We start from the raw sequence: 19,566 nt of genomic DNA on the forward strand, positions 1-19,566 counted from the left end.
TCACTATTCTTTCTTCTCGCTCTCTTCGTCTTCAGGGACGGATTTGCTGGCGGTCAGCAGGAACGGCGATTGCTGCCAGCGCGAGCGCTTGCCCCGAAGCAGGGTGCGTGCCAGCACCACGCCGATGGCGAGTGAAAGCAGCAGCATCAGGCGCAGAATATTGGTGGTATTATCGACCTGTTTGGCTTCAGTGGGCAGGGTGTGGGTATCGAGAGTCAGGCGCAGATAGCCCAGCGGACCATTCTTTCCCTGAATAGGTTCGACGATCTGCTGGTTAAAATAGCCCCCGGCTTTTTTACCGTCCAGCGCCAGCCTGTCGCGCACGTCGACGTGCTCGCCCGCGCGGGCAATCAGGTTGCCTTGCTCATCATAGACGCCGGCATCAAGAATGCGGCTGTTCTCCGTGAGCTGGCGTAAAACCTGGCTTATCCGCTTATCGTCTGGCGTTTCAGTACGCATGGATGGCGCGACGTTGAGCGTCACCTGGCGTGCCAGCGTGCGGGCCAGCTCTTCAAACTGCGGGTTGCGTTGCCGTTGATGGTTCTGGCTAAACCAGGATGCCCCTTGCATCAGCACCACTAACAGTGCGAGACAGGAGAGGACAATCACGGCGCGATGGAGCCGGAATTTCAGTTTTGCGCGAGCCATATTCCACCTGCTGAAAATTTACGGCTTAATGTTGCCAGAAGTGATGGTTACAGGGTAGCCTCATGCGTTATTTTCCCTCTGCAACCTTCCGGCGCGAACGAAACTACAGGAGCTTTAATGCCGAACATTACCTGGTGTGACCTGCCAACGGATGTCTCTTTATGGCCAGGATTGCCGCTCTCTTTAAGTGGCGATGAGGTGATGCCTCTGGATTACCACGCCGGTCGTAGCGGCTGGCTCCTCTACGGACGCGGTCTGGATAAGCAACGCCTGACCCAGTATCAAAGCAAGCTGGGGGCGGCGATGGTGATCGTCGCCGCCTGGTGCGTGGAAGACTACCAGGTTATTCGCCTGGCGGGCTCTCTGACGCAGCGCGCAACGCGTCTGGCGCATGACGCAGGGCTGGACGTCGCGCCGCTGGGTAAAATTCCGCATCTGAAAACGCCGGGCCTGCTGGTGATGGACATGGACTCTACCGCCATTCAGATCGAGTGTATCGACGAAATTGCAAAGCTGGCGGGCAGCGGCGAGCTGGTGGCGGAAGTGACCGAGCGTGCGATGCGCGGCGAGCTGGACTTCACCGCCAGCCTGAGACAGCGCGTGGCGACCCTGAAAGGGGCCGATGCCAACATTCTGCGCCAGGTGCGCGACGTGCTGCCGCTGATGCCAGGGCTGACGCAGCTGGTGCTGAAGCTGCAGTCGCTGGGCTGGAAAGTGGCGATCGCCTCCGGTGGCTTCACCTTCTTCGCGGATTATCTGCGGGAAAAACTGCATCTGACCACCGTGGTGGCCAACGAGCTGGAGATCATGGACGGCAAGCTGACCGGCCAGGTGATCGGCGATATTGTGGATGCCCAGTACAAAGCCAATACGCTGACGCGTCTGGCGGAAAAATATGAAATTCCGGTTGTCCAGACCGTCGCTATCGGGGACGGCGCGAACGACCTGCCGATGATCAAAGCGGCCGGCCTGGGCATTGCCTACCATGCCAAGCCAAAAGTGAATGAAAAGACGGAAGTGACTATCCGTCACGCTGACCTGATGGGGGTGTTCTGCATTCTCTCCGGCAGCCTTAATCAGAAATAACGGCCTGCTTTGTAGACCGGGTAAGCGTAAGCGCCACCCGGCTCGCAGGCCGCGCAGAAATAACGAGGTGAACCGTGGCGAAAGCTCCAAAACGCGCATTTGTCTGTAATGAATGTGGTGCGGATTATCCGCGCTGGCAGGGGCAATGCAGCGCCTGCCATGCCTGGAACACCATCACCGAAGTGCGTGGTGTGGCGGCTTCGCCGAGCGTGGCGCGCAATGAACGCCTGAGCGGCTATGCGGGCAATGCGGGCGTAGCGAAAGTCCAGAAGCTCTCGGACATCAGCCTCGAAGAGCTGCCGCGCTTCTCCACCGGGTTCAAAGAGTTTGACCGCGTGCTCGGCGGCGGCGTAGTGCCGGGCAGCGCGATTCTTATCGGCGGTAACCCGGGCGCGGGCAAGTCAACCCTGCTGCTGCAAACGCTCTGCAAGCTCGCCGAACAGATGAAAACCCTGTACGTCACGGGGGAAGAGTCCCTGCAGCAGGTGGCGATGCGCGCGCACCGTCTGGGCCTGCCGACCGGTAATCTGAACATGCTGTCGGAAACCAGCATCGAGCAGATCTGCATGATCGCCGAAGAAGAGCAGCCGAAGCTGATGGTGATCGACTCCATCCAGGTGATGCACATGGCGGACATCCAGTCCTCGCCGGGCAGCGTCGCGCAGGTGCGTGAAACCGCGGCCTACCTGACGCGCTTTGCCAAAACGCGCGGCGTGGCGATTGTGATGGTCGGCCACGTGACCAAAGACGGCTCGCTGGCCGGGCCGAAGGTGCTTGAACACTGTATCGACTGCTCCGTGATGCTTGACGGCGACGCGGACTCCCGCTTCCGTACCCTGCGCAGCCATAAAAACCGCTTTGGGGCGGTGAACGAACTGGGCGTGTTTGCCATGACCGAGCAGGGGCTGCGCGAAGTCAGCAACCCGTCGGCCATCTTCCTGAGCCGTGGCGATGAGATCACCTCCGGCAGCTCGGTGATGGTGCTATGGGAAGGGACGCGCCCGCTGCTTGTCGAAATTCAGGCGCTGGTGGACGTGTCGATGATGGGCAACCCGCGGCGCGTGGCGGTCGGTCTGGAACAGAACCGTCTGGCGATCCTGCTGGCGGTGCTGCACCGTCACGGCGGGCTGCAGATGGCGGATCAGGACGTCTTCGTGAACGTGGTCGGCGGCGTCAAAGTCACTGAGACCAGCGCAGACCTGGCGCTGCTGCTGGCGATGGTCTCCAGCCTGCGCGACAGACCGCTGCCGCAGGATCTGGTGGTGTTTGGTGAAGTGGGGCTGGCCGGGGAAATCCGCCCGGTGCCCAGCGGCCAGGAGCGTATCTCCGAGGCGGCAAAACACGGTTTCCGTCGCGCGATCGTTCCCGCCGCCAACGTGCCGAAAAAAATCCCGGAAGGGATGCAGGTTTTTGGCGTGAAGAAACTCGCAGATGCGTTAAATGTCTTTGACGACTTATAATTACGTATTCGATTTTGCAGGAGGCACCGTAATTTATGTCATCATTTGACTACATCAAGACCGCTATCCGCCAGAAGGGCTGCACGCTGCAGCAGGTGGCAGACGCCAGCGGCATGACCAAAGGCTACCTGAGCCAACTGCTGAACGCCAAAATCAAAAGCCCCAGCGCGCAGAAGCTCGAAGCGCTACACCGCTTTCTGGGGCTGGAATTCCCGCGTATGCAAAAGAACATCGGCGTGGTGTTCGGCAAGTTTTACCCGCTGCATACCGGGCATATCTATCTGATCCAGCGCGCCTGTAGTCAGGTAGACGAGCTGCACATCATCATGGGCTATGACGAAACCCGCGACCGTCAGCTGTTTGAAGAGAGCGCCATGTCGCAGCAGCCGACCGTGCCGGACCGCCTGCGCTGGCTGCTTCAGACCTTCAAGTATCAGAAAAATATTCGTATTCATGCCTTTAACGAAGAGGGTATGGAGCCGTACCCGCACGGCTGGGACGTGTGGAGCAACGGCATCAAAGCGTTTATGGAAGAGAAGGGCATTGCGCCGAACTGGATCTACACCTCTGAAGAGTCCGATGCGCCGCAGTTCCGCGAGCATTTGGGCATCGAGACGGTGCTGATCGATCCGAAGCGCACCTTCATGAACATCAGTGGGGCGCAGATCCGCGAAAACCCGTTCCGCTACTGGGATTACATTCCGACCGAGGTGAAGCCGTTCTTTGTGCGCACCGTCGCGATCCTGGGCGGCGAGTCGAGCGGGAAATCAACGCTGGTCAACAAGCTGGCGAACATCTTCAATACCACCAGCGCGTGGGAGTACGGACGCGACTATGTCTTCTCCCATCTGGGCGGTGATGAGATGGCGCTGCAGTATTCCGACTACGATAAAATCGCGCTCGGTCATGCCCAGTACATTGATTTCGCGGTGAAATACGCCAACAAGGTGGCGTTTATCGATACCGATTTCGTCACCACCCAGGCGTTCTGTAAAAAATACGAAGGGCGCGAGCACCCGTTCGTGCAGGCGCTGATTGACGAATACCGCTTTGACCTGGTGATCCTGCTGGAGAACAACACCCCGTGGGTCGCTGACGGCATGCGCAGCCTCGGCAGCTCCGTGGACCGGCGGGAGTTCCAGTCCATGCTGGTGGAGATGCTCAATGAAAACAACGTTGAGTTTGTGCACGTGGAAGAGTCGGACTACGACTCCCGTTTCCTGCGCTGCGTCGAGCTGGTGAAGGAGATGATGGGGGAGCAGGGGTAAAAAACTTACCCCTCACCCTAACCCTCTCCCCAAAGGGGAGAGGGAACGATTACCCCCTCGCCCCTTTGGGGAGAGGGCTGGGGTGAGGGGAAAACTTAGAACTCAACCACCACTTTCCCGCGCATATGCCCGTCCAGCACCTTACGGTGCGCCTCGGTAATGCTTTCCACGCTCAGCCCGTGCAGCGTTTCACTCAGCGAGCTTTCCACCACGCCGTTATCCACCAGCTTCGCCACCTCATTGAGGATCTCACCCTGACGCGCCATATCAGCGGTCTGGTACATGCTGCGGGTGTACATAAATTCCCAGTGCAGCGCGGCGGATTTCGACTTCAGCTTGTCCTGGTTCAGCGGACGTTCATTCTCGACGATAGAACAGATGTGCCCCTGAGGCGCAATCAGTTCGCTGACCGCATCCCAGTGTCCGTCGGTATCGTTGAGGATGAAAATATAATCCACAAAGGTCAGCCCGTGTTTCGCCAGTTCGCCTTTCAGATCGCGGTAGTTCACCACCACATCTGCACCGCGATCGCGGCACCACTGGGCGGAATCTTCACGCGACGCGGTTGCGATGATTTTCACCTTGCTGTTGTGCTTCGCAAACGGGATCGCCAGCGATCCCACGCCGCCCGCACCGCCGATGATCAGCAGGGTTTTGTCCGCACCGGCATCCTGAATGTTCAGCCGTTCAAACAGGCCTTCCCACGCGGTGAGTGCGGTCAACGGTAGCGCAGCGGCAGCCGCCCAGCCGAGGCTGGCAGGCTTGTGCCCGACAATGCGCGCATCGATCAGCTGGTGTGTGGTGTTGCTGCCCGGACGGGTGATGTCGCCCGCGTACCACACTTCATCTCCCGGCTTGAATCCGGTCACGCCCGTCCCAACGGCTTTGACGATCCCGCTGGCATCCCACCCGAGAATGCGCGGCGCGTTCAGCCCGTTCCTGGCAATGCCCGCGTGGACTTTGGTATCGACCGGGTTAACGGAGACGGCCTTCACCTCCACCAGCAGATCGTGCTCGCCGGGCTGCGGCATCTGCGGGGTGATTTCAATGAAGGTAGAGGGATTTTCAGGGTTAACGGCGATGGCTTTCACTGACATGGTGTGCTCCTCAATGGCATGCGTTTTGTTGAGGCTAGTCTATTAAGTGGCCAGCTGCATGATAAGATGGACAATCAAGAACTCAGCGTTCGTACAGGATGAACAATCATGTTTAAGCAGCTGCAGGATATGGCGCTGTTCGCGCTGGTGGCGGAGATGGGCAGCTTTACCGCGGCGGCGCAGAAGGCTGAACTGCCGAAATCCAGCGTCAGCCAGCGTATTAGCCAGCTGGAGCAGCAGGTGGGTATCCGCCTGCTCAACCGCACCACGCGCAGGATCAGCCTCACGTTTGCGGGCGAGCACTATCTGGTGCACTGCCGCGAAATGCTGGCGGCCAGCGAGCGGGCGGAGTACGCCATTCAGCGCCTGCGCGAAAACCCGAGCGGGCGGCTGCGCATCACCTGTCCGGCTGGGATTGGGGCGACGCTGCTGGCACATATGAATGCCGAGTTCCAGCTTCGCTATCCTGAGGTTTCGCTGGACGTGTCGATCTCTGATGACGTGGTGGACCTGGTCGAGGCCGGGTTTGACGTGGCGCTGCGTACCGGCAAGCCGCAGGACTCCTCCCTGATTGGCCGGATGATCGGGCACTGCCCGCGCTACATGCTGGCTTCGCCGGACTATCTGGCGCGCCGGGCGCCGCTGACGCATCCCCGTCAGCTGGTGGAGCACCGCAGCATTACGCATCGGGCGTGGTCAGAGTGGCTTCTGCGAAGCGAGAGCGAGGATTACCGCTACCTGCCGGATAACGCGCACATGACCGATAACCTGGTATACGCCCGCGAATGTGCGATTGCCGGTGCGGGGATTACGCTCCTTCCGGCTTTTTTGCTGGAAGATAAGGTCGAGAAAGGGGCGCTGGTGCAGGTATTGCCGGAGTGGAACGTTGAAGGAAACGACCTGTGGCTGGCCTATCCGAGCCGTAAGCTCAACTCACCCGCGCTGATGAGCTATATCGACTTTGCAATGCAGTTTGATGAGGTGAAGCGGTATTACGTGGGTGGGTGATTTTGTGCGGCCTGATGCCCTCACCCTGGCCCTCTCCCACGGGGAGAGGGTACAAACATAAAAAACGGCAACCGAAGTTGCCGTTTTGCTTTTATTTCGCAATACGCTTGTACTTAATACGCTTCGGCTCCAGCGCGTCGGCGCCCAGCGTGCGTTTCTTGTACTCTTCGTATTCGGTGAAGTTACCTTCGAAGAACTCCACTTTACCTTCGTCCTGGTAGTCCAGGATGTGGGTCGCGATACGGTCCAGGAACCAGCGGTCGTGCGAGATAACCATCGCGCAGCCCGGGAACTCCAGCAGGGCGTTTTCCAGCGCGCGCAGGGTTTCGATATCCAGGTCGTTGGTTGGTTCATCGAGCAGCAGAACGTTACCGCCCACCTGCAGCAGCTTCGCCAGGTGCAGACGACCGCGCTCACCGCCGGACAGCTCGCCCACGCGTTTGCCCTGATCGGTGCCTTTAAAGTTAAAGCGACCAACGTAGGCGCGGCTTGGCATCTCGGTGTTGCCGATACGCATGATATCCAGACCGCCGGAGACTTCTTCCCACACGGTTTTGCTGTTATCCATCGCGTCACGGAACTGGTCAACGGAGGCCAGCTTCACGGTTTCACCCAGGGTGATTGAGCCGCTATCAGGCTGTTCCTGACCGGACATCATGCGGAACAGGGTTGATTTACCCGCGCCGTTCGGACCGATGATGCCGACGATAGCGCCTTTCGGTACGGAGAAGGTCAGGTCGTCGATCAACAGGCGGTCGCCGTAAGACTTGCGCAGGTTGGTCACTTCAACCACTTTATCCCCCAGACGTGCTCCAGGTGGAATAAACAGTTCGTTGGTTTCGTTACGTTTCTGGTATTCGGTGTTGTTCAGCTCTTCAAAGCGTGCCAGACGGGCTTTGCCCTTAGACTGACGGCCTTTCGCGCCCTGACGCACCCACTCCAGCTCTTTCTCGATAGACTTACGACGGGCCGCTTCCTGAGACGCTTCCTGAGCCAGACGCTGATCTTTCTGCTCCAGCCAGGAGGAGTAGTTGCCTTCCCACGGAATACCTTCGCCGCGGTCCAGCTCCAGGATCCAGCCGGCGACGTTGTCGAGGAAGTAACGGTCGTGGGTGATCGCCACAACGGTGCCTTCGAAGTCGTGCAGGAAGCGCTCCAGCCACGCCACGGATTCCGCATCCAGGTGGTTGGTTGGTTCGTCGAGCAGCAGCATGTCTGGTTTTTCCAGCAGCAGGCGGCACAGCGCCACGCGGCGGCGTTCACCACCGGAGAGGTTCGCGATTTTCGCATCCCAGTCCGGCAGACGCAGGGCATCAGCCGCGCGCTCCAGCTGCACGTTCAGGTTGTGACCGTCGTGCGCCTGGATAATCTCTTCATACTTGCCCTGCTGCGCGGCCAACTTGTCGAAGTCCGCATCCGGTTCGGCGTATTTGGCATACACTTCATCCAGACCTTTCAGGGCGTTAACCACTTCGGAAACCGCTTCTTCAACGGACTCACGCACGGTGTGTTCCGGATTCAGCTGAGGTTCCTGCGGCAGGTAGCCGATCTTGATGCCAGGCTGCGGACGGGCTTCACCTTCGATGTCTGTATCAATGCCGGCCATGATGCGCAGCAGGGTGGACTTACCGGCACCGTTGAGACCCAGAACACCGATTTTTGCGCCCGGGAAGAAGCTCAGCGAGATATTTTTAAGAATATGACGTTTCGGCGGGACAACTTTGCCGACACGATGCATGGTATAAACGAATTGAGCCACGTTGGACTTCGCCTCTTTTATCGTAATGAGAAGGAATTTCAGCCTCGAAGTGTAGCCTTTTTCACGGCCTAATCCCAGCCAGGAACGTCGGGAGTGTTAAAACGCGCAAGAAAGGTAAAAAAGTGTCCATGACGTGGCGCGTTGAAGGATGCCTGGTTAGCATAAGTTAATTAGACTTTGACGTGGCAAGACGCTGCAATTGACGAAAAAACAATGAGGAAGAGCTTGTGGAAAAAGCCAAACGGGTGGTCTGGCGTCTGCTGGCTGCCAGCGTATGCGTAATGGCGGTAAGCCAGGCGGTGCATGCCGATTCACTGGATGAACAACGTAATCGCTACGCCCAGATTAAACAGGCGTGGGACAACAAGCAGATGGATACCGTGCAGGCGCTGATGCCGACGCTAAAGGATTATCCGCTGTATCCGTATCTGGAGTATCGCCAGATCACGGACGATCTGATGAACCAGCCTACCGTCACCGTGAATAACTTCATTCAGGCGAACCCGACCCTGCCGCCAGCCCGAAATCTCCAGTCTCGTTTTGTGAATGAGCTGGCGCGTCGCGAAGACTGGCGTGGACTGCTGGCGTTTAGTCCTGAAAAGCCGAACGCCACCGAAGCCCAGTGTAACTACTACTACGCGAAATGGGCGACTGGCCAGCAGGAAGAGGCCTGGGCCGGGGCGAAAGAGCTCTGGCTGACCGGGAAAAACCAGCCGAACGCCTGTGATTCCCTGTTTGGCGCATGGCGCGCTTCCGGTAAACAGGATCCGCTGTCCTACCTTGAGCGCATCCGTCTGGCGATGAAAGCCGGTAACACGCGTCTGGTGACCACGCTGGCGGGGCAGATGCCGTCCGATTACCAGACGATCTCCACCGCGGTTATCTCGCTGGCGAACGATCCGAACAGCGTGCTGACCTTTGCCCGCAGTACGGGCGCGACCGATTTTACCCGCCAGATGGCGGCGGTGGCCTTTGCCAGCGTGGCGCGTGACGACGTGGAAAACGCGCGGCTGATGATCCCGCAGCTGGTGCAGGCGCAGCAGCTTAATGAGGAGCAAACCCAGGAGTTACGCGATATCGTGGCGTGGCGACTGATGGGTACCGATGTGACCGACGAACAGGCGCGCTGGCGAGACGATGCCATTATGCGTTCGAACTCCACGTCGCTGGTGGAACGCCGCGTGCGCATGGCGCTGGGCACGGGCGATCGCCGTGGGCTGAATACCTGGCTCGCGCGGTTGCCAATGGAGGCTAAAGAGAAAGACGAATGGCGCTACTGGCAGGCCGATCTGCTGTTGGAACGCGGTCGTGATGATGAAGCAAAAGAGATCCTCCATACGCTGATGCAGCAGCGCGGGTTCTACCCGATGGCGGCCGCGCAGCGTCTGGGCGAGGAGTATACCTTCCGCATTGATAAAGCGCCCGCTAACGCGAACCCGGCGCTGACGCAGGGGCCAGAAATGGCGCGCGTTCGCGAGCTGATGTACTGGAATATGGATAACACCGCGCGCAGCGAGTGGGCGAATCTGGTGACCAGCCGCACCACCGACGAAAAAGCCCAGCTTGCTCGCTATGCCTTTGATAATCACTGGTGGGATCTCAGCGTGCAGGCGACGATCGCCGGCAAGCTCTGGGATCATCTGGAAGAGCGTTTCCCGCTGGCGTACAAAGATCTCTTCGATCGCTATACCAGCGGCAAAGATATCCCGCAAAGCTACGCGATGGCGATTGCCCGTCAGGAGAGCGCATGGAACCCGAAAGTCCGTTCCCCGGTGGGCGCCAGCGGCCTGATGCAGATTATGCCGGGCACGGCGACGCACACGGTGAAGATGTTTAATATCCCTGGGTACAGCAGCCCGTCACAGCTTCTCGATCCGGATACCAACATCAACATCGGTACCAGCTACCTGCAGTACGTGTATCAGCAGTTTGGCAATAACCGCATCTTCTCGTCGGCGGCGTATAACGCGGGGCCTGGACGTGTGCGCACCTGGCTCGGCAACAGCGCCGGGCGCATCGACGCCGTGGCGTTTGTCGAGAGCATCCCGTTCTCGGAAACGCGCGGCTACGTGAAGAACGTGCTGGCCTATGACGCCTACTATCGCTACTTCATGGGGCAGAAAGATACCCTGATGAGCGATGCCGAGTGGCAGAGACGTTACTGATCGGCGTGGGTTGTGTTATGCTGTACTCGCTAATGAGTACAAGAGGCAGCATAACATGACCCAGCATTCCCCGTATTCCTCGGCAATGGCCGAACAACGTCATCAGGAGTGGCTTCGTTTTGTGGAGCTGCTTCGCCAGTCTTACGAGCAGGATCTGCATTTACCCCTGATGCAGCTGATGCTCACGCCGGACGAGCGCGAGGCGCTGGGCACGCGCGTGAGGATCATTGAAGAGTTGCTGCGCGGCGAGATGAGCCAGCGCGAGCTGAAGAATGAGCTCGGCGCGGGCATTGCCACGATCACCCGCGGCTCGAACAGCCTGAAGTCGGCGCCGGTTGAGCTGCGCCAGTGGCTCGAGTCAGTCTTATTAAGCGATCAACGATAAATCGCGTTATGGAACGGGCTTAACGCCAAAATCACCGCCTGGTGGTAAACGCCTGAACGCGTCAGTGCGCCTGCGGTAAAGACGCCAATCGCCCCTTCTTTACGGCCAATCTCATCGATGCCGGTGTACTGCGACATCACCGGCCCGAGCGCTTCACCCGCACGGACTTTTTCCAGAATGATCTCCGGCAGCGGCAGGGTGGCCGAACGCGCTTCACCGCGCTGCTCGCGGCTTTCGATCACCACCCAGCTAAAGGTTGCGCCTTCGTCGATACCGGCTTCAATCGCTACCCAAAAGTCAGCATTCGGTGCCGCGGCCTTAGCGTTTGCCACGCGATTTCGTGCGCCAGCGCGCGTTTCCTCGCTGCCAAACGGCTGTTCAGGCACGCCACTCTCGACGCCGATGGCCTCAATATGGCAGGATCCTGCGCCGAAGATCTCGTCAAATGCCCTTAGAATTGCCTGAATTTTGGCAGGATTAGTGGTAGCAGAGACAACATGGTGCATAATTAAGCTCGATTCAAAAAAAACTCATCGCAGTATAACGGAAAAAAAGCATGTTACAGGTATACCTTGTTCGCCACGGTGAAACGCAGTGGAACGCCGAGCGACGTATTCAAGGCCAGTCAGACAGTCCTCTCACTGAGAAGGGTGTGCAGCAAGCGTGGCAGGTGGCGGAACGCGCCAGAACGCTGGGCATAACCCACGTGATTACCAGCGATTTAGGTCGCACACAGCAGACGGCGCGCATCATCGCGGACGCCTGCGGCTGTGACGTCATGCTTGAGCCGCGCCTGCGCGAGCTGGATATGGGCGTGCTGGAAAAACGCCATATCGATACGCTGACGGAAACGGAAGAGGGCTGGCGCCGCACGCTGGTGAACGGTACCGAAGATGGCCGTATTCCTGAGGGCGAATCCATGCAGGAGCTCAGCGTACGTATGCATGCCGCACTGGCGGAATGCCTGAAACTCCCGGCAGGAAGCCGTCCGCTGCTGGTGAGTCACGGGATTGCGTTGGGTTGCCTGGTGAGCACCATTCTGGGGTTACCGGCTTACGCCGAGCGCCGCCTGCGTCTGCGCAACTGCTCCATTTCCCGGATTGATTATCAGGAAAGCGCGTGGCTGGCGTCAGGTTGGGTAGTGGAGATGGCAGGGGACATTTCGCATCTTGATGCCCCTGCGCTTGACGAACTGCAGCGTTAACGGCGTATCGGAATCAAGAATTCCATACGCAGATTGATTGGGCCTTCTTCCGGTTTGGCATCCTGCGCCGGGTAGTAGCGCTCAATGTCCTGACCTTTACGGCGATTCAGATTCAGCATCGGCATGCAGGTTCCGTAAACGGTCAGGATGAACTCCTGAACTCCCGTTCCCAGCCCTTCATAGGCGAACATCACGTATTCGCCGCCTTCCAGCACGACAGGCTTCGAACCCTGAATGTAGCCATTGGCCATATCCGGCGTCAGCGCGGTGGTGTAGAACACTTCCTGCTCGTCGTCTTTTTCCTGGCTCGGGTGCGTTTCGTTGAGACCATACAGAATCGGCGGGATCGCCGGCGCGTGGCTCAGGAAGTCGCGCCAGAACTGGACGCGCATCTGATGACGGAACTCGGAAATCTGCTCCAGTGAACAGGAGTAGCTCTGCGTTGTGCCAATCAGATGGGTTTCCGGCAGGGTAATAATTTCGTATTTCGGCATCGCGAACTCGCCCAGACGCAGCGGCGGACGCATGCCAAACGAGCTCCAGTCAGGCGAGCGACGATAAAGCGCTGGCGTCAACGAGAACTGTTTTTTAAAGGCGCGGGTGAAGGTCTGCTGCGAATCGAAACGATATTGCAGGGCAATATCCAGAATCGGCCGCGCCGTCAGGCGCAGTGCCACAGCAGATTTTGATAAACGACGCGCGCGAATATAGGCCCCGATAGCATGACCGGTGACATCCTTGAACATCCTTTGCAGATGCCACTTGGAATAGCCTGCTTTAGCCGCCACATTATCCAGTGACAAAGGCTGGTCGAGATGACCTTCCAGCCAGGTGAGCAGGTCGCGAATAATTCCAGCCTGATCCATATACTATCCTCATCCTTAAAACAGCAGGTGCCTGATAACAGGTTAGCGGATAATAGCATTTTTTGATGTTTTAGCATTCAGTGTTTTTTTTGCGCATTCATGCTTTTTAGAGCACATTACAGGCAGATATATTCTAATCCTGTGATCTTGCTACATTTTTATCTAAAGTGTTGAATAATTGCTCAATGTAATTTTAAAGAATGGTAACAATATGAAATACAAGACTTTGATCTTCACCGCGTTAATGCTGATGGTCGGGCGCGCGGCGCAGGCTGAGCAGATTGGCTCCGTCGATACCGTGTTCAAAATGTTTGGCCCGGACCACAAAATCGTGGTGGAGGCGTTTGACGATCCGGACGTGAAAAACGTCACCTGCTACGTCAGCCGCGCGAAAACGGGCGGTATCAAAGGCGGGCTGGGACTGGCGGAAGACACCTCCGATGCGGCGATTTCGTGTCAGCAGGTGGGGCCGGTTGAGCTAAGTGATAAAATTAAAAACGGCAAAGCGCAGGGCGACGTGGTATTCCAGAAACGGACCTCGCTGGTGTTTAAAAAGCTGCAGGTGGTGCGTTTTTATGATGCCAAACGCAACACGCTGGCTTACCTCGCCTATTCCGATAAAGTGGTGGAAGGCTCGCCGAAAAACGCGATCAGCGCGGTGCCAATTATGCCTTGGCAGTAACTCAGGGATGAATCATGCAACAACCTGTGGTCTGGCTGGTTGAAGACGAAACCAGTATCGCCGATACGCTGATCTACATGCTTCAGCAGGAAGGATTCGCGGTAAAGGCGTTTGAACGCGGTTTACCCGTGCTGGAGGAGGCGCGGCGGCAGGTTCCGGCGCTTGCCATTCTGGATGTCGGGCTGCCGGACATCAGTGGATTTGAGCTTTGCCGCCGGCTGCTGGCGCAGCATCCCTCACTGCCCGTGCTGTTTCTGACGGCGCGCAGTGATGAGGTAGACAAGCTGCTTGGCCTGGAAATGGGCGCTGATGACTACGTTGCGAAACCTTTCTCCCCTCGTGAAGTCTGCGCCCGGGTGCGAACGATTTTACGGCGCATGCAAAAATCCGCCGCACCATCAGAAACGTTACGTATCGGGCAGTTTGAACTGAACGAACCTGCCGCTCGAATCAGCTGGTGCGGGGAAGCACTGCCCCTGACCCGCTACGAATTCTTGCTGCTCAAAACCTTGTTACAGGCGCCCGGGCGGGTCTTTTCGCGTCAGCAGCTCATGGACAAGGTATGGGGTGAAGACGGCGACAGCTTCGATCGTACCGTGGACACCCACATCAAAACCCTGCGCGCCAAGCTGCGGGCGGTGAACGAAGAACTGTCACCCATCAGCACCCATCGCGGTATGGGCTACAGTCTGGGCCTTTACTGATGCGCATTGGGATGCGGCTATTGCTGGGATACTTCCTGATCGTGGCCATCGCCGCGTGGTTTGTGCTGTCGATCTTTGTTCAGGAAGTAAAGCCCGGGGTGCGTAGGGCAACCGAGGGCACGTTAATCGATACCGCGACCCTGTTGGCCGAAATCGGACGTGATGATTTGCTTTCGGGTCATCCGCAGCAGGGCAAGCTGGCACAGGCCTTTTCCCAGCTTCATCAGCGCCCCTTTCGCGCCAATATCGGCGGGATCCATAAAGTGCGTAACGAGTATCACGTCTACATGACCGATGCGCAGGGCAGGGTCGTGTTTGATTCCGCCGGTCTGGCCGTGGGGCAAGATTACTCGCGCTGGAACGATGTCTGGCTGACGCTTCGCGGCGAATACGGCGCGCGCAGTACCCAGAGCCATCCCGACGATCCGGAGAGCACGGTGATGTATGTTGCCGCGCCGGTTGTGGATCAGGGCAAGATTATCGGCGTGCTGTCGGTGGGGAAACCGAACAGCGCGATGGCGCCGGTGATTCACCGCAGCGAGCGAAGGATCCTGTGGGCTGGCGGGGCGCTGCTCGGCATTGCCCTGCTGATTGGCCTCGTTGTGGCATGGTGGATCAATCGATCTATCGGTACGTTATCGCGCTATGCCGACTCGGTGACCACGGATACACCTCTCCCGCTGCCTAATCCTGGCAGCAGCGAACTGCACAAGCTGGCCCAGGCGCTGGAAAATATGCGCATTCGCCTTGAAGGGAAAAACTACATTGAACGCTATGTCCATGCGCTGACCCACGAGCTGAAAAGCCCCATCGCCGCCATACGCGGCGCGGCAGAAATTCTCTCCGAGCAGCCACCGCCGCAGGTGGCCGCGCGGTTTATCGATAATATTCTGGTGCAAAACGCGCGTATGCAGTCGCTGGTTGAAAAACTGCTCACTCAGGCGCGGCTTGAAAATCGGGTCGAGATTACGCCTCAGACCGTCCGCGTCGATCTGCTGTTTACGCGGCTTGCCGATGCGCGCTCGGCGGTGCTGGCGGCAAAAGAGATTTCGCTGACTCTCCAGCCCGCTTCGCTTCATGTTGAAGGCGATCCCGATCTGCTCGAACAGGCGCTCGGCAATTTGCTGGATAACGCTATCGATTTTACACCGCAGGGCGGTGCCATTGAACTGGCGGCCCGGGAGGAGCACGGGCAGATACAGCTTTTCGTCACCGACAGCGGAAGCGGGATCCCGGATTACGCGCTGGAGCGTATTTTTGAGCGCTTTTATTCCCTGCCGCGCGAGAACGGGTTGAAGAGCAGTGGGCTCGGGCTGGCGTTTGTCCAGGAAGTGGCGCGTCTGCATCAGGGAGAGATTACATTGCGTAATCGTGATGAAGGCGGCGTGATGGCCACGCTGACACTTCACCGTCCCTTCACATAACTTCAAACTGACCCCACACAGCCTGGTTACGCTCTCCTCATTACAAAGGAGACGTAATGATGAAATCCCCCCTGTTCTGGAAAGTCAGCACCCTGCTGGGGTGCATTCTGCTGCTGTTAGTCCCGCTTTTTATGGTCAGTAACCTGATATCAGAGCGGGAGAGCTACCGCAACGATGTCGAAAATACGCTTCGCCAGAGTACCAGCGGACCGCAAAAGCTGGTCGGTCCGATGATTGCGATTCCGATGACGGAGATTTTTTACAAGATAGAGGACGAGAAAAAGGTCGAGTACAAGAAAAGCTATATGCACTTCATTCTGCCGGAATCTCTGGTTGTGGAAGGGAACCAGCGCGTGGAGTCCCGAAGTATTGGCATCTACGACGGGCAAATCTGGAACACTGACCTGAAGATCAAAGCGCAGTTTAATACCGACGAGCTGAAGCAGCTGAAAGGGGAAACGATCGCGACAGGGCAGCCGTTTATCGTGACGGGCGTTGGCGACGCGCGGGGCATTGGCACGGTCAGTATCTCTAAAATCAATGGTGAGACGCTAAGCGTGGAACCCGGTTCAGGCGTCTACGGGGCGCTTGCGGGGATCCACATCCCGCTGACCGACAAAGCGCTGGAAGCCAAAACGTTTACGCTTGAGATGTCCCTCAGTCTGGCGGGAACCGGCAGTTTTGCGGTGGTACCGGTAGGGCGTAATAGCGAAATGACGCTTAACAGCAACTGGCCGCATCCGGGTTTTATGGGCGATTATCTCCCTGTTAAGCATCAGATTGGCGAGTCTGGTTTCCAGGCGAACTGGCAGAGCAGCTGGTTTGCAAATAACCTTGAGAGCTGGTTCTACGACAAGGAGTCGCCGGAGTGGGAGGCGCTCCCGGCCTTTAGCGTCACGGTAGCCACGCCCGCCGATCAGTATCAGCTGACTGACCGTGCGATCAAGTACGCTATTTTGCTGATTGCGCTGACGTTTATGGCCTTCTTTGTCTTCGAAACCTTAACCGGATTACGCCTTCACCCGATGCAGTATCTGCTGGTGGGGCTGTCGCTGGTCCTGTTCTATCTGGTGCTGCTGGCGCTGTCTGAACACGTCGGGTTTACACCAGCCTGGGTTGTTGCAAGTCTGGTGGGCGCAGCGATGAACGGAATGTACCTGCAGGCCGTGCTGAAAAGCTGGAAGCGCAGCGGGCTGTTTGTGCTGGCACTGCTCGGGCTGGATGTCGTGATGTGGTTCCTGCTGCGCTCGGAGGACAGCGCGCTGCTGTTGGGGTCAGCGGTTCTCGCGCTGGCGCTGTTCGCCGTGATGTACCTGACCCGGCATTTCGACTGGTACTCGCTCTCTCAGCCGAAGCGACCTGAGCCACCCGCAGAGCCTGATAACGACACGATGCGGATCTGGAAATAAAAAAACGGCGCAAATGCGCCGTTTTTTAATGCGTTAACTGCGGGATTATTCCTGCAGGTCACCGCAGAAACGGTACCCTTCGCCGTGGATCGTGGCGATGATTTCCGGCGTATCTGGCGTAGATTCGAAGTGCTTACGAATACGACGGATGGTCACGTCTACGGTACGGTCGTGCGGTTTCAGCTCACGGCCGGTCATTTTCTTCAGCAGTTCTGCACGGGACTGAATTTTGCCCGGGTTTTCGCAGAAGTGCAGCATCGCGCGGAATTCACTGCGCGGCAGTTTATACTGCTCACCGTTCGGGCTAATCAGTGAACGGCTATTGATATCAAGTTCCCAGCCGTTGAATTTGTAGCTATCTACGCTACGACGCTCTTCGCTGACCGTACCCAGGTTCATAGTGCGGGACAGCAGGTTGCGTGCACGAATGGTTAACTCGCGAGGATTGAACGGCTTGGTGATGTAGTCATCCGCACCGATTTCCAGGCCAAGAATTTTATCAACTTCGTTATCACGGCCCGTCAGGAACATTAACGCGACGTTCGCCTGCTCGCGCAGTTCGCGCGCCAGAAGAAGACCGTTTTTGCCCGGCAGGTTAATATCCATGATCACCAGGTTGATATCATTTTCAGAAAGGATCTGATGCATCTCTGCGCCATCGGTCGCTTCAAAGACATCGTAGCCTTCTGCTTCGAAAATGCTCTTTAACGTGTTGCGTGTTACCAACTCGTCTTCAACGATAAGAATGTGCGGGGTCTGCATGTTTGCTACCTAAATTGCCAACTAAATCGAAACAGGAAGTACAAAAGTCCCTGACCTGCCTGATGCATGTCGCAAATTAACATGATCGGCTTAACGTGACTAAAGTACGTAATTGCGTTCTTGATGCACTTTCCATCAACGTCAACAACATCATTAGCTTGGTCTTGGGTACTTTCCCTTTGGACCCGACAGTGTCAAAAACGGCTGTCATCCTAACCATTTTAACAGCAACATAACAGGCTAAGTGACACCAGACACCCAATAAAACTACGCTTCGTTGACATATATCAAGTTCAATTGTAGCACGTTAACAGTTTGATGAAATCATCGTAGCCGAATGCTAGCCTTTGTCACAATTTTTCAATAAACCAACTAGTTGCGGACATTGATTTATAAACGAAGCGAATCCAATCAGAATAGGGTATTCATGCCGCCATTATCATTATAAAACATAAGGATAATAGTGTTCTGTTAACATTCTAACTGATTGTTCAGACACAGAATAGTTTAGCGTTTTTAATTTGTTATGAAACGCTATTTCGGTGATTTGTGTTGCAATTTTGTAAATTCGCGCTGCGTAATATGTTGAAGCGCATCACATTTTTACCTGCTAACTGATTAAAAAGAGAGCATAAATGCATCTGTCGATAGTACTGGTCGCCCCAGCCAGAGCAGAAAATATAGGCGCAGCGGCGCGTGCCATGAAGACCATGGGTTTTACCGATTTGCGTATCGTGGACAGCACGGCGCACCTGGAGCCAGCCGCCCGTTGGGTGGCGCACGGATCGGGAGATATTCTCGATAATATAACCACTTACGCTACGCTTGCCGACGCGCTGCATGATATTTCGTTTACCGTCGCAACCACGGCGCGCAGCCGGGCGAAGTTTCACTACTATGCCACGCCAGCGGAGCTGGTGCCGATGCTGAGCGAGAAAAGCCAGTGGCTGGAGAAAGCGGCGCTGGTGTTTGGGCGTGAAGATTCTGGGCTGACCAATGAAGAACTGGAACTGGCGGATGTGCTGACAGGCGCGCCGATGGTTGCAGATTACCCTTCTCTCAATTTAGGCCAGGCGGTGATGGTCTATTGCTATCAATTAGCATCCTTAATACAAATTCCGCAGTCGCCTGTTACAGGTACCGATGAAAACCAGCTGGCTGCACTTCGCGCGCGCGTGGAAAACCTGCTCATGCAACTGGGTGTGGCTGACGATCAAAAAATGGTCGACTGGTTACAGCAGCGTTTGGGCCGTCTTGAGCAACGCGACACGGCAATGCTGCACCGTTTGCTGCACGATATTGAAAAAAAATTGGCCGAGTAAAGTGCTGTCATAAATTTTTATTATGGTGTAATCATCTGATGCTAAGGGTTGCTTTTGGGGTATTCGGATGAAAATAAATCTGACGGCAGCGGGACGTGAGAGTCTCCCGAATTGTGATCAAATTAAAAATTCGTTGACTTAAGGTGCCCGATCCTTTAACCCTAAAAGAATACAGCACAGACAGATAATAATGACAGAGTACACAACATCCATGAAACGCATCAGCATCACCACCATTACCACAACCATCATCATTACCACAGGTAACGATGCGGGCTGACGCGTACAGGAAAAACAAAAAAAAGCCCGCACCTAGA

At 56.7% G+C, this 19,566-nt stretch carries 20 protein-coding genes and 1 other annotated feature (1 of these 21 running past the window's edge); of the genes, 14 read left to right on the forward strand and 6 right to left on the reverse strand.

Annotated elements, in window-relative coordinates; genetic code table 11:
- Nucleotides 1-3 precede the first annotated feature (3 nt).
- Complete coding sequence (locus AC4IC4_RS03050; RefSeq protein WP_491472135.1) at nt 4-648, reverse strand: YtjB family periplasmic protein; 645 nt, start codon at nt 646-648, stop codon at nt 4-6.
- A gap of 117 nt (nt 649-765) precedes the next feature.
- Between AC4IC4_RS03050 and serB the strand changes: the two genes are divergently transcribed.
- The 3 genes from serB (at nt 766) to nadR (ending at nt 4,462) form a co-directional block, all read left to right on the forward strand.
- The gene (serB, locus tag AC4IC4_RS03055) at nt 766-1,734 is read left to right on the forward strand and encodes a phosphoserine phosphatase (protein WP_025757501.1); all 969 of its coding nucleotides are present in this window, start codon (nt 766-768) and stop codon (nt 1,732-1,734) included.
- A 74-nt stretch (nt 1,735-1,808) separates the two neighbouring features.
- Complete coding sequence (gene radA, locus AC4IC4_RS03060) at nt 1,809-3,194, forward strand: DNA repair protein RadA (RefSeq protein ID WP_014068810.1); 1,386 nt, start codon at nt 1,809-1,811, stop codon at nt 3,192-3,194.
- A 35-nt stretch (nt 3,195-3,229) separates the two neighbouring features.
- Complete coding sequence (gene nadR / locus AC4IC4_RS03065) at nt 3,230-4,462, forward strand: multifunctional transcriptional regulator/nicotinamide-nucleotide adenylyltransferase/ribosylnicotinamide kinase NadR (protein ID WP_024907400.1); 1,233 nt, start codon at nt 3,230-3,232, stop codon at nt 4,460-4,462.
- A 95-nt stretch (nt 4,463-4,557) separates the two neighbouring features.
- Here the strand turns inward: nadR and AC4IC4_RS03070 are convergent, their stop codons facing one another.
- Nucleotides 4,558-5,559 carry a zinc-binding alcohol dehydrogenase family protein gene (locus AC4IC4_RS03070; RefSeq protein WP_491472136.1) on the reverse strand — a complete coding sequence of 334 codons (1,002 nt, stop codon included), beginning with the start codon at nt 5,557-5,559 and terminating at the stop codon, nt 4,558-4,560.
- 108 nt (nt 5,560-5,667) lie between these two features.
- Between AC4IC4_RS03070 and AC4IC4_RS03075 the strand changes: the two genes are divergently transcribed.
- Entirely contained in the window at nt 5,668-6,567 is a 900-nt protein-coding gene (locus AC4IC4_RS03075) for a LysR family transcriptional regulator (RefSeq protein ID WP_024907402.1), read from the forward strand.
- Between the two features lie 91 nt (nt 6,568-6,658).
- Here AC4IC4_RS03075 and ettA read toward each other — a convergent pair whose 3' ends face one another.
- Nucleotides 6,659-8,326, reverse strand: a complete 1,668-nt coding sequence (gene ettA, locus AC4IC4_RS03080) for an energy-dependent translational throttle protein EttA (protein WP_006810191.1) — start codon at nt 8,324-8,326, stop codon at nt 6,659-6,661.
- A 227-nt stretch (nt 8,327-8,553) separates the two neighbouring features.
- Here ettA and sltY point away from each other — a divergent pair, with 227 nt between their 5' ends.
- On the forward strand, nt 8,554-10,491 hold the full coding sequence (sltY, locus tag AC4IC4_RS03085; RefSeq protein ID WP_032649881.1) for a murein transglycosylase: 1,938 nt from the start codon (nt 8,554-8,556) through the stop codon (nt 10,489-10,491).
- 55 nt (nt 10,492-10,546) lie between these two features.
- Nucleotides 10,547-10,876 carry a trp operon repressor gene (gene trpR, locus AC4IC4_RS03090; protein WP_024907404.1) on the forward strand — a complete coding sequence of 110 codons (330 nt, stop codon included), beginning with the start codon at nt 10,547-10,549 and terminating at the stop codon, nt 10,874-10,876.
- Here the strand turns inward: trpR and yjjX are convergent.
- Complete coding sequence (gene yjjX / locus AC4IC4_RS03095; protein ID WP_023334447.1) at nt 10,867-11,382, reverse strand: inosine/xanthosine triphosphatase; 516 nt, start codon at nt 11,380-11,382, stop codon at nt 10,867-10,869. The genes trpR and yjjX overlap by 10 nt on opposite strands.
- A gap of 50 nt (nt 11,383-11,432) precedes the next feature.
- Between yjjX and gpmB the strand changes: the two genes are divergently transcribed.
- Complete coding sequence (gene gpmB, locus AC4IC4_RS03100; RefSeq protein ID WP_008502057.1) at nt 11,433-12,080, forward strand: 2,3-diphosphoglycerate-dependent phosphoglycerate mutase GpmB; 648 nt, start codon at nt 11,433-11,435, stop codon at nt 12,078-12,080.
- Here the strand turns inward: gpmB and robA are convergent.
- A complete protein-coding gene (robA, locus tag AC4IC4_RS03105; protein ID WP_024907406.1) occupies nt 12,077-12,946 on the reverse strand; it encodes an MDR efflux pump AcrAB transcriptional activator RobA in 870 nt (289 codons plus the stop codon). The two genes, gpmB and robA, sit on opposite strands and share 4 nt — an antisense overlap.
- Nucleotides 12,947-13,157: 211 nt before the next feature.
- Here robA and creA point away from each other — a divergent pair, with 211 nt between their 5' ends.
- From creA to creD, 4 genes are read left to right on the forward strand one after another with little or no spacing between them, the layout of a single operon-like run.
- Nucleotides 13,158-13,628, forward strand: a complete 471-nt coding sequence (gene creA, locus AC4IC4_RS03110) for a protein CreA (RefSeq protein ID WP_024907407.1) — start codon at nt 13,158-13,160, stop codon at nt 13,626-13,628.
- Nucleotides 13,629-13,642: 14 nt separating this feature from the next.
- Entirely contained in the window at nt 13,643-14,332 is a 690-nt protein-coding gene (creB, locus tag AC4IC4_RS03115) for a two-component system response regulator CreB (protein WP_032649878.1), read from the forward strand.
- The gene (gene creC, locus AC4IC4_RS03120) at nt 14,332-15,756 is read left to right on the forward strand and encodes a two-component system sensor histidine kinase CreC (RefSeq protein WP_491472137.1); all 1,425 of its coding nucleotides are present in this window, start codon (nt 14,332-14,334) and stop codon (nt 15,754-15,756) included. The genes creB and creC overlap by 1 nt, the downstream gene beginning before the upstream one ends.
- Before the next feature lie 56 nt (nt 15,757-15,812).
- Nucleotides 15,813-17,165: a cell envelope integrity protein CreD gene (gene creD / locus AC4IC4_RS03125; RefSeq protein ID WP_491472138.1), complete on the forward strand. Its 1,353-nt coding sequence runs from the start codon at nt 15,813-15,815 to the stop codon at nt 17,163-17,165.
- Nucleotides 17,166-17,210: 45 nt separating this feature from the next.
- Here creD and arcA read toward each other — a convergent pair whose 3' ends face one another.
- Nucleotides 17,211-17,927 carry a two-component system response regulator ArcA gene (gene arcA, locus AC4IC4_RS03130; protein ID WP_003856501.1) on the reverse strand — a complete coding sequence of 239 codons (717 nt, stop codon included), beginning with the start codon at nt 17,925-17,927 and terminating at the stop codon, nt 17,211-17,213.
- Between the two features lie 95 nt (nt 17,928-18,022).
- On the opposite strand from arcA, the gene yjjY reads away from it, so the two are divergent.
- The 3 genes from yjjY to thrL all read left to right on the forward strand — a co-directional run bounded on the left by yjjY (nt 18,023) and on the right by thrL (nt 19,529).
- Nucleotides 18,023-18,163 (forward strand): YjjY family protein, encoded by a 141-nt coding sequence (gene yjjY, locus AC4IC4_RS03135; RefSeq protein ID WP_085928893.1) that lies wholly within the window; start codon nt 18,023-18,025, stop codon nt 18,161-18,163.
- A 399-nt stretch (nt 18,164-18,562) separates the two neighbouring features.
- Complete coding sequence (locus AC4IC4_RS03140) at nt 18,563-19,249, forward strand: tRNA/rRNA methyltransferase (protein ID WP_024907411.1); 687 nt, start codon at nt 18,563-18,565, stop codon at nt 19,247-19,249.
- Nucleotides 19,250-19,460: 211 nt separating this feature from the next.
- Nucleotides 19,461-19,529: a thr operon leader peptide gene (gene thrL, locus AC4IC4_RS03145; protein ID WP_015572623.1), complete on the forward strand. Its 69-nt coding sequence runs from the start codon at nt 19,461-19,463 to the stop codon at nt 19,527-19,529.
- Nucleotides 19,468-19,566, forward strand: a sequence feature (Thr leader region) (it continues 19 nt past the right edge of the window). It overlaps the preceding gene by 62 nt.

Source organism: Enterobacter sp. Taxon_2, from assembly GCF_058355295.1.

Bases quoted from the DNA above. Each gene is read 5' to 3' on its own strand.
- AC4IC4_RS03050 (WP_491472135.1), bottom strand. From the start codon at position 648: ATGGCTCGCGCAAAACTGAAATTCCGGCTCCATCGCGCCGTGATTGTC.
- serB (WP_025757501.1), top strand. From the start codon at position 766: ATGCCGAACATTACCTGGTGTGACCTGCCAACGGATGTCTCTTTATGG.
- nadR (WP_024907400.1), top strand. From the start codon at position 3,230: ATGTCATCATTTGACTACATCAAGACCGCTATCCGCCAGAAGGGCTGC.
- AC4IC4_RS03070 (WP_491472136.1), bottom strand. From the start codon at position 5,559: ATGTCAGTGAAAGCCATCGCCGTTAACCCTGAAAATCCCTCTACCTTC.
- AC4IC4_RS03075 (WP_024907402.1), top strand. From the start codon at position 5,668: ATGTTTAAGCAGCTGCAGGATATGGCGCTGTTCGCGCTGGTGGCGGAG.
- trpR (WP_024907404.1), top strand. From the start codon at position 10,547: ATGACCCAGCATTCCCCGTATTCCTCGGCAATGGCCGAACAACGTCAT.
- yjjX (WP_023334447.1), bottom strand. From the start codon at position 11,382: ATGCACCATGTTGTCTCTGCTACCACTAATCCTGCCAAAATTCAGGCA.
- gpmB (WP_008502057.1), top strand. From the start codon at position 11,433: ATGTTACAGGTATACCTTGTTCGCCACGGTGAAACGCAGTGGAACGCC.
- robA (WP_024907406.1), bottom strand. From the start codon at position 12,946: ATGGATCAGGCTGGAATTATTCGCGACCTGCTCACCTGGCTGGAAGGT.
- creA (WP_024907407.1), top strand. From the start codon at position 13,158: ATGAAATACAAGACTTTGATCTTCACCGCGTTAATGCTGATGGTCGGG.
- creB (WP_032649878.1), top strand. From the start codon at position 13,643: ATGCAACAACCTGTGGTCTGGCTGGTTGAAGACGAAACCAGTATCGCC.
- creC (WP_491472137.1), top strand. From the start codon at position 14,332: ATGCGCATTGGGATGCGGCTATTGCTGGGATACTTCCTGATCGTGGCC.
- creD (WP_491472138.1), top strand. From the start codon at position 15,813: ATGATGAAATCCCCCCTGTTCTGGAAAGTCAGCACCCTGCTGGGGTGC.
- arcA (WP_003856501.1), bottom strand. From the start codon at position 17,927: ATGCAGACCCCGCACATTCTTATCGTTGAAGACGAGTTGGTAACACGC.
- AC4IC4_RS03140 (WP_024907411.1), top strand. From the start codon at position 18,563: ATGCATCTGTCGATAGTACTGGTCGCCCCAGCCAGAGCAGAAAATATA.